Origin of the sequence: Trinickia dinghuensis, from assembly GCF_003367175.1 — a bacterium.
GTDB classification, from domain to species: domain Bacteria; phylum Pseudomonadota; class Gammaproteobacteria; order Burkholderiales; family Burkholderiaceae; genus Trinickia; species Trinickia dinghuensis.
In genome coordinates, this window is the sequence record NZ_QRGA01000008.1 from 286,155 (window position 1) to 298,617 (window position 12,463).

Below are 12,463 nucleotides of genomic sequence, written 5' to 3' on the forward strand. Positions count from 1 at the left end.
ATGAAACTGCGCGTGCTGATTGCCGAGGATTCGCTGACCGTGCGCAAGCGCCTCTCCGAAATCTTGAGCACCGATCCCGATGTCCAAGTGGTGGGCGAGGCCGAGGACGGCGGCCAGGCCATCGAACTGTGCCGGGCTTTGAAACCCGACGTCATCACGCTCGACATGATGATGCCGGTGATGAGCGGCCTAGCCGCCGCCGAATACATCATGGCGTATTGCCCGACGCCTATCCTCGTCGTGTCCTCGTCGTTCAACCGAGGGGAGCTGTATAAGACCTACGACGCATTGGCAGCCGGCGTGGTCGAGGTCATGGAAAAGCCCTCCGCCGACCGCATGGAGGACGAGTGGGAATCGCGCTTCATCAAGATGGTCAAGTTGGTGGCGCGCATCAAACCGATCACCCATTTGCGCGGTCGGCTGAGCAGAAAGTACACGCTGGAAACACCCCCACATCCGCAGCCGCAGTCGCCATCCATCGCCGCGCAGGAAGTCCCGGACGATGCTCGCATCATCCGAATCGCCGCCATCGGGGCCTCGACCGGAGGCCCGCGCGCGCTGGTCGACATTCTGCGCAGCCTGCCCGTCGATTTCGCCCTCCCCCTTCTGGTGGTCGTGCATATCGGCGACCCGTTCGGCGACACTTTCGCGCAATGGCTGGATGGACAAAGCGCGCATCGCGTACGTCTTGCGCGGGACGGCGATCCTGTCCCGGCGCGGGGTGTCGTCCTTGCGCCGTCGGGACGTCACCTGCTGGTGCACAAAGGCCGGCTGGCCTTATCCGACCAACCCGAACGGCATTCATGCCGGCCGTCGGTCGATGTGCTCTTCGAATCGATCGCCGAGGAGTACGGCCAGGCAGCGGTCGGTTGCCTGCTCACCGGAATGGGACAGGACGGCGGCAGCGGCTTGCTCGCGATGCGTCGAGCCGGCGGCGTGACGATCGCGCAGGACGAAGCCACCTCGGCCGTCTACGGCATGCCGCGTGAGGCCGCGTTGCTCGGTGCCGCGCAACAGGTGCTGCCCCTCCCCGACATCGCCCCGGCGCTGGCCCGCATCGCGAGCCGGCTCGGCCACGGGAATCCGCCATGAGCGATTCGATTCTGATCGTCGACGACAGCCTGACCGTGCGCTCCGACTTGTGCGAGGCGCTGACAGGCGACGGCTATACGCTGCACGCATGCCCCGACCTAGCACGCGCCCGCGCCGTTCTCTCGCACCACCCGGTCGATCTGATCGTGCTCGACGTCCTGCTGCCTGACGGCGACGGTATCGAATGGCTGCACGAGATCCGAGCCACGCCGGCGGGCGCGGAGATCCCAGTGCTCATTCTCTCCACCGAAACCGAAGTCAGCGACCGCATTCGCGGCTTGACCATGGGTTCGAACGATTACGTCGGCAAGCCTTACAACCGCGATTACCTGACAGCACGCGTGCGCGATCTGCTGCGTCCCCAGCGCAACGACATGCACACGTCGCCCAAGCCCCGCGTCTTGATCGTCGACGACAGCGTGACCTTCCGCGAGCACCTCGGCGAATTGCTACGCGGCCAGAACTTCGATGTGCTCCATGCCGCCACCGGCGAAGAAGGTTTGCGCAGCGTCGCGCTGCATCGCCCTAGTGTCGCAATCGTCGACGGGGTGCTGCCCGACATCGACGGGCCGACGCTGATCCGAAAGCTGCGCCTCGACGCCGCCTTGCGCAACACGCCTTGCATCCTGCTGACCGGCTCGAGCGATCGGCGCAGCGAAGTGACGGCACTCGAAGCCGGCGCCGACGCTTACATGCTCAAGTCGGAAGCGTTCGACATGGTGCTCGCCCGCGTGACCGCCGTGCTGCGCAATGTTTCGGACGAAGACATCGAAAGGCGTACAGCGAGCTTGCTGAGCCCGAAGCGGGTGCTCGCCGCCGACGACAGCGCGACTTATCTCGACGCGCTCGGTGAAACGCTGCGGGCCGAAGGCTACGACGCGATCCTCACCCGCTCGGGCGAAGAAGCATTGGACATGGCTTTTGCGCAGCCGATCGACTGCATCCTGCTCGACCGCGTCATGCCCGGTTTGGGCGGCGTCGAAACGTGCCGCCGCATCAAAGCTTCGGCGCAATTGCGCGACATTCCCGTCATCATGCTGACCGCATCCGAAGACCAAGCCGCCATGATCGAAGGCTTGAGCAGCGGCGCTGACGACTATGTGCTCAAATCGAGCGAGATCGAAGTGCTGAAGGCGCGCGTGCGTGTTCAATTGCGGCGCAAACAGCTGGAAGATCAGAATCGCGCCATTCGATCCGAACTGATGAGCAAAGAGCTGGAAGCCGCGGAAGCGCGTGCCGCGCGCGCACTAGCCGAAAGCCGCGCGGAACTGCTATCGATCCTGGAACAGAAGAACCGCGACCTCGCGGCAGCCAACGAGACGTTGGAAGAGAGCCAACGCCACATCGCGGAAAAGAACCGGCAATTGGAAGCCGCCAATAATCTCAAGTCCGAATTCCTGGCCAACATGTCGCACGAGTTGCGGACGCCGCTCAATGCCATCATCGGCTTTTCCGAAGTCATGACGAGCGGCATGGCGGGACCTATGACGGCTCAACAAGTGGAGTTCGCCGGGGACATCCATGAAAGCGGAAAGCACCTGCTGTCGATGATCAACGACATTCTCGATTTATCGAAGATCGAGGCCGGCAAAATGGCACTCGAGCTGGAGCCGACCGATATCGGCCCCTTGTTGCAGGGCAGTTTGGTCATCATCAAGGAAAGAGCGATGGCGAATCAACTGACGCTCAAGACCGAGATCGACGATATCGGCACCATTCGCGTCGATCGACGAAAGACGAAGCAAATCGTCTACAACTTGCTTTCCAACGCGGTAAAGTTCACCCCCGACGCGGGGACGGTCACGCTGCGCGCACGACAAGTCGATCGATCTCGACCGGCACGGGCGCGACGCGTCGGCAGCGGAGACGCCTTGGCATCCGATGCTGCACGCTTCGTGGAAATCGCCGTGATCGACACGGGCATCGGCATTGAAGCGACGGCGTTGCCCCGGCTGTTCCAACCGTTCGTCCAACTCGACAGCAGCTTGGCGCGCCGCTACAACGGCACGGGTCTTGGGCTTGCGCTCGTCAAGCAATTGGTCGAACTGCATGGGGGCGCATTGGCCGTCGACAGCTGCGTGGGCCGCGGGTCCGAATTCATCGTGTGGCTGCCGATCCGGGCCATGTAAGGATGGCGACGATACTGGTCATCGAGGACAACCCGGCCAACATGAAGCTCGCCCGCTTCTTGTTGAACAACGCTGGACACGCCGTGCTCGAGGCGGACCGCGCTGAAGCAGGCATTACGCTGGCCCATGACGCGCGCCCCGATTTGATCCTGCTCGATATCCAGATGCCCGGGATGGATGGGCTGGAAGCCGCTCGCTGTCTGAAATCCAGCGCTAGAACATCCGATATCCCGCTTTATGCCTTCACCGGACTGGCCATGAAGGGCGACAGAGAGAAGATATTTGGAAGCGGCTTCGATGGATATATCACCAAGCCGATCAGCGTTGGCACCTTTCTCAAAGAAATCGATGGTGCGTTGAAGCTGTAGTGGGCGACACGGGTGATAGACTTCAAAGCCCTCGCGGTGACGAGCCCCTGTCACCGACATGAAGCTTCAGCCTTTTACTTTTTGCCTTTCGCCCATCACGAGAAGGAGAGGATTTTGCAGAACACGAAGATTCAGCTTTATGCGGATACTCAATTTTCCAGCCCCTACGCCATGTCTGCCTTCGTGGCGCTGCAGGAGAAGGGGCTCGAGTTCGAACTGTTGACGCTCGACCTCGCGAAGAAGGAAAACAAAGAGGCCGACTTCGCGGCAAAGTCGTTGACGCAGCGGGTTCCGACGTTAGTGCACGAGGATTTTTCGCTATCGGAATCCTCGGCGATCACGGAGTACATCGATGAAGCTTTTCCGGGAGTAGCGCTGTATCCCCGGGATCTTCGCTTGCGCGCTCGTGCACGACAGGTACAGGCATGGTTGCGCAGCGATCTGATGCCGATCCGAGAAGAACGATCGACTATGGTGATTTTTTATCGGCCAACGACGGAGCCGCTTTCCGATGCTGCGCAAGCGGCCGCGCAGAAGCTGTTTTCGATGGCCGAGGCGCTTCTCCCCTCCGGCAACGAGAACCTCTTCGGCGAATGGAGCATCGCCGATGTGGATCTCGCCGTGATGTTGAATCGGCTCGTGCTGAATCGGGACGCGGTGCCGCAGCGCCTGGTGGACTATGCGACGCATCAGTGGCAACGTGCGTCGGTTCAACGTTGGGTGGGGTTGAAGCGGCCGGCTGTTTAGACGATCGCCTACAACTGCGCAGACCCGCGGATTCGCTCACAAAGGAATCACTTCAGAGGCTACCGATGACGGAGCATCCCGAAAGAAAGTGCGTGGTCGTGATGTGGTCGGAGGAAAAGCAGGCGCTGATCTCTTATACCTTGGAGGTAGACCGGGCGCTGGCCGTTACCCAGCGCTTGTTTCCTTTGGAGCTTCCGCTTGCGGACTACGGTAATCAACTCGACGATGAATTCGCACGGCGGTTTGGCGGCGCAACGTTGAATTTGCTGGCGCTATCGAATCCGGAACTGAAACCTCATCTAAAGTTCACGCCGACAGAGGATTGAGCGAGCGATGACAATCGGAGTCCGTCAACTGGCACACGCAACGTTTCATGTAATGGGCGACTCGTTGGTGCCAGCGTTCTGGACTGCATACTTCGGGGTCCAACCTGACACCACCATCGCCAAAGGGAAGCCATTCACAACGCCTTCGGGCCGCCCGAATCGTGCGCCGGGTCGGGTTGGGCTGTGGGGGCTAGATAGCAAGAAGTTCGTCCGAAGCGATTCGCTAGAACCTCATCTGCGTTACCTCGTTACGCGATTGGACCTAACTCGGTCTGGTCTTCCCGAACTGCTGTCGAGCATGAGCGTAAAAGCTCGCTTTTGGTGCTACTGGGACAACGAGACGGGAGACCGGGTGCCCGATGTGCCGGACGACGTCCAGATGCTCATCGAGTCGCTCGGCGGCTCCGTCGAAATCGACGAATATCGTTGAGTCACGGCGAGCGCAGGTCATCGAAGCACCAACGCGCGCACGCAAGTTTCGCGATCTACCAGGACGTCGAGTCACCCGAATTTTGGACGGCCATCACGCGGCGTACGCGTGATGGCGGATCTCTTCGATTTTCTCGAAACCGATCTTTTCTTTCGCCATCTCAGTATCGTAGTGCGTCTGTAGGTTCATCCAGCTTTGCGGATCGGTATCGAAGTACGCACCCAGCCGCACGGCTGTGTCAGCTGTGATCGCGCGCTCGCCCTTGACGATTTCGTTGATGCGGCGCGCAGGTACGCCGATCGCCTTGGCGAGCGCGTATTGCGAAATGCCCAATGGCTCAAGCCAGTCCAGCGCGAGGATCTCTCCCGGCGTGGCCAGCGCGATTTCTCGTGTCATGCCTAGCTCCACGGCCCCATTCGAGGCCTTATTAACTGACACCCTGAGCATTGCTCAGTGGTAGTCGACGATCTCAACGTTCGTCGCAGTGCCGTTCGCGAACCCGAAGCAGACGCGCCACTGATCGTTGATCCGGATGCTGTATTGCCCGATCCGATCTCCCTTCAAAGCTTCCAGCCGATTATTCGGTGGGATGCGCAGGAAGCTCAGATCGGCCGCGGCGTGCAGTTGCTGTAGCTTGCGGATCGCGACCTTCTCGATGTTGGCGAACCGCGCAACCCTCGTGCCGCCGAAGAGCGTCTGCGTATCGCGACAGTTGAACGATGTGATCATGAAATCGATAGTAACGCATCTCGTTATTAACGTCAAGCGTTACTAACATGTGCGAGGCCCCCGCCGAAACAGGATTTCGGCGACTCGCAGCGCGCCGGTCGGATGCCTTGCTGCGGCGACTGTTTGACGGGTGGGTTGGATCACAAGCCCCAAAAGCGCGCAGCCCTGTAGAGTGGTCCATTTTTACTTAGTCCGCAACAACGCTAACGTCGCAGACGAAGCAGTTCGCATCGGGACATTGTGCGTCAAGTAACCACCGTGGCCGCTTTGTTGCCGAGCACTTTCTTCGTCTCTAGTTAGCTCGGCTGGCGCACGTAGTAAATGTCCCACTCTGCTTCGCCGGTCTGTACGAAGCCGTATCGCCGGTAGAAACGATTCGAATCGCTGCCACGCAAAGCGCCTACGCGGATGGGCATTCGCTGAGCATCAGCGTCCGCGAAGATCCTTCGTAGGACCGTTGCTCCGATGCCCTTTCCCTGATGCTCGGGAGCGACGTATAGGTGGTCGAGGAGCCAGTGATCATCTTGAGGGCGAATCAAGACAAAGCCCACCTTAACACCATCGGCTTCGATGAAGCGGCAGAGCGCTGGGTCAAATGCAGCTAAGAAGCGCTCCCGTGCGCGCTGCGGGTCGAAGCGTCCGATGCGCTCCAAGCTCTCCCGCATCGCTGCTATGCGGATCGCCACCAAAGTGTCAGCGTCGGACTGACTAGTGGGCGCGAAGGTCAGGTCCATTTGGATAAGTGTGAAGTAGTCACTTGGAATGTGTCCCATCGTGAAACGTGACGAGAGGTCCGAGGTCCACCGACTCAGCGATCCTTGAGCGCAATCAGTACCGCTCGATGCTCGGCTATGACCTTGCGGGCAGCTTTAAGCACATCGCGCCGTTCAGCTTCAGTCGATGCCCTAACCTCCGTCTTCGGGCGAATGATAGTTCGGGGCTTGAGTTCTACCCCGTACAGTTCCTTCCTCTTCGCGGTCATAGCAGTTCCTCTGTCCGGTAAGCGAGTCGCCGATACCGTCTCCCCGCATGATATGACGAAGCTCGCCGAAGATTGCGACGGCTGCGAGAAACAGGCTCGCTCTGCCCGTCTCCTTCTGGATCGTAACGGGAAAAGCCTACATACATTAGACACAACGACTCGGATCGTCCACAATCGGTCGGCAAATAAGCGTCCCACGATCGAGCCGGTCGGAACGATAGACGCGCAAGGAAGGAGACCAGCGAATGCCGACGACCACCTGTCCCAAATGCAACCACTACACGACCGTCCCCAACGTACAGAACGCTGAACGGTATTCATGCCCTTACTGCACAAGCGCGACCCGCGAGCCGCTGCTTCTTTACAAGTGCTTTTCGTGTATGAAGGTGTCCATTTTCGCCACTGCGCGGATACCCCGCGCGTGTCCTTATTGCAGGACGATCGTGCGCACGCTCCAGCGCGACTTGGCGCCCCCGCCGGTGGTGGTCGCTCCATTCGTGGAAACGGATTGGCTTTATCACGTCACGAGCATGACGATCGCACGCTCGATAAAAAGAGGGGGGATTCAGTCCGCCTTTAGACGGACGGGAAGCATCGCGCCCGACCCGAACGGCTCGTTCGCGCTTGATCGAGTCAATCGGATCAACGCCGCGATCGAAGGACGCATCATGAAATATCTGGTTGTCTGTTTAGCCAACGCGAACAGCGGCGATGCGTGGCGCGATGCTGTGATGGCTTACACGCCCTTCGTGCACGCAGCGACAGGAAGTAACGACGACTATATGTCCTTGAGTGCGCTCGAAGACGCCGCATTATCGCGGTTCGGCAAGCAAATCCAAGGCGATAAATTCACGTTGAAGCCGAAAGGTACCGTTGGCATCGCAAAAAAGCCGGGGACGATCGCGCTTCGCGATACGCTCGTCGGGAATCCCGACCATTACCTCACGAAGCTGGCTATTCAATGCGCGAACTATGACTTCGGTGTCGAGGCCGCGATTACGGCTTGCCACGTGTACTTCCTGAACACGGCGCTCGAGCGGCTCATTTTCGAAGGTGGGTACAAGGACTACACCAAACTTCGCAGTCCATCTTCGATCGTCGTGCTACGGGTGCGCCGAGTTGACGTGGTCGGCCTCGAGCAGGACATGGCGGACTTTCGGGCGCTACGCACGAAATCAGATGTGCCCGCGGCGAGGTTGGAAATCCTCGTCGGAACGGCAATACACACCGAGTTCAAGAGGCTGGATGTGCGTAGCCGAAGCGATAATTGGATTCCGCTCACGCAGTGGGAGTAATGGGCGAAATGCACGTGGCGATTGCGCCGATATCCTGCATTTCCGCTGCCGAGGTCGAGCAATGGTTGCGGTGGGTGGACAGCAGAGACGATTACGAAGCGAGGGGGGATCAAAAGGAAATCGATCGACGCATCGCCGATTTCGCTGCAGGACGGAAGGCGTTGTTTGTTCTTGAGCCGTCCTGTGGTGCGAAAGTGGCTGTCATGTGTGATTCGATCTGGCTTAGCCTAGCATCGGACGCTTGATCTGCGATGCGGGCGACCGGAACTGAGCATTGGCGCGCGCGAAGCATCGACGACGCTTTGCAAGACAAGCCAGGCGCGTGCTCACCGAGCAAAGTCCACCGAAAAATCATCGGACCACACGTCCGAGCAGGGAAGCACCGCTCCGCGAGGCCCATTCAGCAATATTGTCGCGACGATCGACAAGAAGCTCACGTCGCGGTGTTGCGGTCAAGTAACCACCGTGGCCGTTTTGTCGCTGAGCTTTTCTTTCGTCTCTGGTTAGCTCGGCTGGCGCACGTAGTAAATGTCCCACTCCGCTTCGTCGGTCTGCACGAAGCCGTATCGCCGGTAGAAACGATTCGAATCGCTGCCACGCAAAGCGCCTACGCGAATGGGCATTCGCTGAGCATCAGCGTCCGCGAAGATCCTTCGCAGGACCGTTGCACCGATGCCCTTTCGCTGATGCTCAGGAGCGACGTATAAATGGTCGAGGAGCCAGTGATCATCTTGAGGGCGAATCAAGACAAAGCCCACCTGAACACCATCGGCTTCGATGAAGCGGCAAAGCGCTGGGGCGAATGCAGCTAAGAAGCGCTCCCGCGCGCGCTGCGGGTCGAAGCGTCCGATGCGCTCCAAGCTCTCCCGCATCGCTGCTATGCGAATCGCCACCAAAGTGTCGGCGTCGGACTGACTAGTGGGCGCGAAGGTCAAGTCCATTTTGATAAGTGAGGATGTCGTCGCTCGGAATTTAGCATCATGAATCGAGACACAGCGACGGACAACTCGGGCGCACAAACGAGAAACGGGCCCAAGGGCCCGTTTCTGTAGTGTCCTGGCGGAGAGAGGGGGATTCGAACCCCCGATAGGCGATTAACCTATACACGCTTTCCAGGCGTGCGACTTAAACCACTCATCCATCTCTCCGAGAGCCGCGCATTATAGCAGAGTCTGGGCGCTTGGGGGTGCACTCGCATCCGAACGTTTGAGCGCCGCGATCTGCCGCCCTTCCGCATCGAAGTTCGAGGGTTCGAGCCAGGCATCGAGCGCCGCCTTGCGCGCGGGCCATTCGGCGTCGAGAAGCGAAAATACCGCCGTATCGCGGCTCCGTGCCTTGACGACCATATGCTGTCGAAGAACGCCCTCCCGCTGGAACCCGAGCCTCAGCGCTGCGCGAGCGGAGGCTTGATTCGCAGCATCGCTCCGCCATTCGCAGCGACGACAGCCCAGATCCTCGAAGGCATATCGAGCAGCAAGATAAATCGCCTCCGTGCCACCCCGGCTGTTCCGCAGAACCGGCACAAACAGCACATACCCGATCTCCACCGAACGATGCGTGGGACTGTAGCGCATCAGGCTCATTTTACCGACGACATCACCAGAGCCGTTGTGCATGATGACGAACGGCAAGACCCCCTCCAAACCCGCGAAGGCTTCGAGATGCGCGCGGTACGCTGGCACATCGGCAAACGGACCGTCACGAAGGAAGCGCCACGAGTCCTCGTGTCCGGGGCCGTGGCAAACAGCATACAAACGCTCGGCATGAACAGCGGGATCGAGCGGAATCAAGCTGACATAACGCCCACGCAGCGCCACCGCTTCGCCCCCGCCCGAACACTGCTTCATCCCACCCGTCACGCAGATCTCAAGATGGCCCATTCCGTCGGGGCACCAGCAAGAAACGCCGTCGCACGATTAGGGTGATACAGCGCGTGCATCGGATGCGTCTCGCCATTCAACAGCGCGGCAACGGCCTGTCCCACAGCCGGCGCCTGCGCGAATCCGCCCGTGTTGTGGCCACCAGTGATGATGCAATGCCCGGAACCCGCGGTCGGAATCGCTTCAAATATCCCAAGGCTCGACGACGTCCAAGGACGAACGCAGTACCTGAGTTCGCTCTCGAGATCGCCCTTTGCGATCGCTGCACGATAGGCTGCGGGGAAATACTTCTGTGCCGTGTCGATCAGCCCCTCGTACATGACCTTGAGGAGACGCCCATCGATATTCGTCGCATCGACACCGGTGTAGCCGTAGCCCGATCCGATGATCATGATGGGCTCGCCGTTCTCGTCGGTGGCCACTGTGATATTCGCGTCCTCCGTCACATGGCCCTTGCGCGCGAGCTTGAGCGAATTGCGCAGCGACGAATCAATATTCGGCAACCTGAGCCAAGCGCCGAGCACCCCATTGATCTTGCCTTCCGAAGCGGTGCCCTTCAGCAACGTGCCGCCGTACGCGCCCGGCGAGATGACGACATTCTCGGTAGTCAACATGCCATCCGCCAGCCTCACCCCAGCCACCTTGCCGCGTCCGTCGAACACCAGATGCTGGGCGCGCCGGTTCCAGTGCGTGCGAACGCCCTTCGCCTCCAGCCGGTCGATCAGCAGCCGCATGAACTTGTGCGCGTTGATCGTAAATCCGACGACTTCCACGCCCCCGGCGATATGGCCGCCTTCGACTGCCTCAGCGAGCGCCGGTTGTTCACGCGCGACGTCCGAGCCGGAGAATATCGCGCGGGCCGCACCGATGCGCTTCTGCCGCGCGACAGCCGATGCGAGATTGTCCATATCCGAATAGATCCGCAACACGCCTTCGCGGATCAAGCTGTCTTCGAAAAGCAGCGGATCGCTCTCGATCCACGCATCCCACAGCCCGCTGCTCTCGCGCGTCAGCGAAAAGATGTCGTCGTTGTAGCTATCGGCCAGCCAGGTCGGAATGCTTTCGAATTCCGCCACCCAAGCATGTTCCTCTTGCGACAAGCTGCCGGCATGGTGCGTTGCCCACCCGTATTCCGATACCGAGCGCTGAAACGCGGTGTTCATCGTTTCGTGAATTTCGCGCGAGTTGTAGTTATCCATCTCCGACAACGTGAACATCCGCGCGTCATCGCCACCGCGGCTGCACCCGAACGATGTCCAGTCGGCTTCCGTGCGCGGATCGGGCCGGGCATCGACGATCTCGACCTCGTAGTTGCGCTGCGAAAGGTAGTGCGCCGTAATGAGGTTGACGAGGCCACCGCCAATCAACGTAACACGTCGAGACGCGGACGCCCGACGGCTACCCGCGTGGTAACGCTCGTCGTACTGAGTCGTGAAAGCGCATTCCAACGCCTTGAGCGCCGCGATGTACGCGCTTTCGCCGCCGTTCTCGGCGATGCTCAACACCACCGCGCCTCCGAATTCACCAGGGCCGCCCTTATCGCCCGGCTCTCCGATCGAGACGTAGTAGCAGGGCTCGGACCGGCCGCCGGCCCAGGCGGAAACAATGTCGCCCGGCAACGCGGCGCGCGTCACAACCGCATCGACATCGCTTTCGATCAGAACGCGGCGAAGCACCGTTTGACCTTTGCGGAGCACGTCGGGCCGATAGATCACGTTCTTGGCCAAAACGTGATTCGCCAGATTTTCATCGAGGGGATCGAGTATCAGAATTCGCACGGTGGGGGTCTCTCTTTATTTTGTATTGATACACACGTTGACGGCCGCCCGCTTCAGACAACTACGATGATGGCCGTCCCGATCAACAGCAGCGCCATGGCCGCGTTGAACACGCTCAGCCGGAACTCGTTCGTCAATAGCTTGCCGATCCCCACGCCGAACGACGTCCAGATCGAGCCGGACACGAAATTCACCAGCGCGCAAATCGTGAAAATCCGAACGCCTGCCGCCCAAGCCGACGTTCCCGGCGGAAGGAACAACGTGGCGGTCGTGATCGCCTTAACCCATGCCTTGGGATTGACGACCTGGAAGAACGCGGCATCGAAAAAGGTCAGCGGCTTCGCTACCGCCTTGGCCTTCGCAACTCTCGCGCCAACGAGCTTGTACGCGAGATAAATCAGGTAAGCCGCGCCGCACCATTTCAGCACGCCCTGAAGCCAAGGGAAGTAAACGAATACGACGCCGAAGCCGATGCAGAGCAAGAACGTTTGGAGTGCGCAGCCGGAGACGATGCCGCTCACGTGCGGCAACGTCCTGCCGAAGCCGAAGGTGGCACCGGAGGTCGTCAACATCACGTTGTTGGGCCCGGGCGTAATGGACATGATCATGTAGTACGTCGCCAGCGGCACGACGGCGATTGCGGGGGGACTTATCATGTTGTGGTTGTTCTCATTGGATGCCGGATGCCGCGCGGGAAACCGCAGCAG

At 60.0% G+C, this 12,463-nt stretch carries 15 protein-coding genes and 1 tRNA gene; 8 read left to right on the plus strand and 8 right to left on the minus strand.

The genetic code is table 11. The annotated features are described in order from the left end of the window. The 6 genes from cheB to DWV00_RS15960 all read left to right on the plus strand — a co-directional run bounded on the left by cheB (nucleotide 1) and on the right by DWV00_RS15960 (nucleotide 5,092). A complete protein-coding gene (gene cheB, locus DWV00_RS15935; protein ID WP_115534545.1) occupies nucleotides 1–1,092 on the plus strand; it encodes a chemotaxis-specific protein-glutamate methyltransferase CheB in 1,092 nt (363 codons plus the stop codon). Beyond that, nucleotides 1,089–3,221 carry a response regulator gene (locus DWV00_RS15940; RefSeq protein ID WP_115534546.1) on the plus strand — a complete coding sequence of 711 codons (2,133 nt, stop codon included), beginning with the start codon at nucleotides 1,089–1,091 and terminating at the stop codon, nucleotides 3,219–3,221. Before cheB ends, DWV00_RS15940 begins: the two co-directional genes overlap by 4 nt. Then, on the plus strand, nucleotides 3,197–3,589 hold the full coding sequence (locus DWV00_RS15945; RefSeq protein WP_245964900.1) for a response regulator: 393 nt from the start codon (nucleotides 3,197–3,199) through the stop codon (nucleotides 3,587–3,589). The genes DWV00_RS15940 and DWV00_RS15945 overlap by 25 nt, the downstream gene beginning before the upstream one ends. A gap of 114 nt (nucleotides 3,590–3,703) precedes the next feature. Next, entirely contained in the window at nucleotides 3,704–4,336 is a 633-nt protein-coding gene (yfcF, locus tag DWV00_RS15950; protein WP_115534548.1) for a glutathione transferase, read from the plus strand. A gap of 65 nt (nucleotides 4,337–4,401) precedes the next feature. Beyond that, a complete protein-coding gene (locus tag DWV00_RS15955; RefSeq protein WP_115534549.1) occupies nucleotides 4,402–4,662 on the plus strand; it encodes a hypothetical protein in 261 nt (86 codons plus the stop codon). A 52-nt stretch (nucleotides 4,663–4,714) separates the two neighbouring features. After that, the gene (locus tag DWV00_RS15960; RefSeq protein ID WP_342766984.1) at nucleotides 4,715–5,092 is read left to right on the plus strand and encodes a DUF4279 domain-containing protein; all 378 of its coding nucleotides are present in this window, start codon (nucleotides 4,715–4,717) and stop codon (nucleotides 5,090–5,092) included. Between the two features lie 93 nt (nucleotides 5,093–5,185). On the opposite strand, the gene DWV00_RS15965 is transcribed toward DWV00_RS15960, so the two are convergent. The 3 genes from DWV00_RS15965 to DWV00_RS15975 all read right to left on the minus strand — a co-directional run bounded on the left by DWV00_RS15965 (nucleotide 5,186) and on the right by DWV00_RS15975 (nucleotide 6,555). Then, nucleotides 5,186–5,488, minus strand: coding sequence for a HigA family addiction module antitoxin (locus DWV00_RS15965; protein ID WP_115534551.1), 303 nt, complete (start codon nucleotides 5,486–5,488; stop codon nucleotides 5,186–5,188). Between the two features lie 54 nt (nucleotides 5,489–5,542). Beyond that, complete coding sequence (locus DWV00_RS15970; RefSeq protein ID WP_181885478.1) at nucleotides 5,543–5,821, minus strand: type II toxin-antitoxin system RelE/ParE family toxin; 279 nt, start codon at nucleotides 5,819–5,821, stop codon at nucleotides 5,543–5,545. 296 nt (nucleotides 5,822–6,117) lie between these two features. After that, on the minus strand, nucleotides 6,118–6,555 hold the full coding sequence (locus tag DWV00_RS15975) for a GNAT family N-acetyltransferase (protein ID WP_115534672.1): 438 nt from the start codon (nucleotides 6,553–6,555) through the stop codon (nucleotides 6,118–6,120). A 916-nt stretch (nucleotides 6,556–7,471) separates the two neighbouring features. On the opposite strand from DWV00_RS15975, the gene DWV00_RS34375 reads away from it, so the two are divergent. Next, on the plus strand, nucleotides 7,472–8,098 hold the full coding sequence (locus DWV00_RS34375; protein WP_147297911.1) for a hypothetical protein: 627 nt from the start codon (nucleotides 7,472–7,474) through the stop codon (nucleotides 8,096–8,098). Beyond that, the gene (locus tag DWV00_RS15985; RefSeq protein WP_245964901.1) at nucleotides 8,098–8,343 is read left to right on the plus strand and encodes a hypothetical protein; all 246 of its coding nucleotides are present in this window, start codon (nucleotides 8,098–8,100) and stop codon (nucleotides 8,341–8,343) included. The genes DWV00_RS34375 and DWV00_RS15985 overlap by 1 nt, the downstream gene beginning before the upstream one ends. Nucleotides 8,344–8,601: 258 nt before the next feature. Here DWV00_RS15985 and DWV00_RS15990 read toward each other — a convergent pair whose 3' ends face one another. From DWV00_RS15990 to DWV00_RS16010, 5 genes are all read right to left on the minus strand, one after another. Next, nucleotides 8,602–9,039, minus strand: coding sequence for a GNAT family N-acetyltransferase (locus DWV00_RS15990; protein ID WP_115534553.1), 438 nt, complete (start codon nucleotides 9,037–9,039; stop codon nucleotides 8,602–8,604). Between the two features lie 116 nt (nucleotides 9,040–9,155). Next, a tRNA-Ser gene (locus tag DWV00_RS15995) sits at nucleotides 9,156–9,246 on the minus strand. Between the two features lie 12 nt (nucleotides 9,247–9,258). Further along, nucleotides 9,259–9,978 (minus strand): GNAT family N-acetyltransferase, encoded by a 720-nt coding sequence (locus DWV00_RS16000; RefSeq protein ID WP_220274707.1) that lies wholly within the window; start codon nucleotides 9,976–9,978, stop codon nucleotides 9,259–9,261. Next, on the minus strand, nucleotides 9,954–11,756 hold the full coding sequence (locus tag DWV00_RS16005; protein WP_115534555.1) for an NAD(P)/FAD-dependent oxidoreductase: 1,803 nt from the start codon (nucleotides 11,754–11,756) through the stop codon (nucleotides 9,954–9,956). The genes DWV00_RS16000 and DWV00_RS16005 overlap by 25 nt, the downstream gene beginning before the upstream one ends. 53 nt (nucleotides 11,757–11,809) lie before the next feature. Then, a complete protein-coding gene (locus tag DWV00_RS16010) occupies nucleotides 11,810–12,412 on the minus strand; it encodes a LysE family translocator (RefSeq protein WP_115534556.1) in 603 nt (200 codons plus the stop codon). Nucleotides 12,413–12,463: the final 51 nt, after the last annotated feature.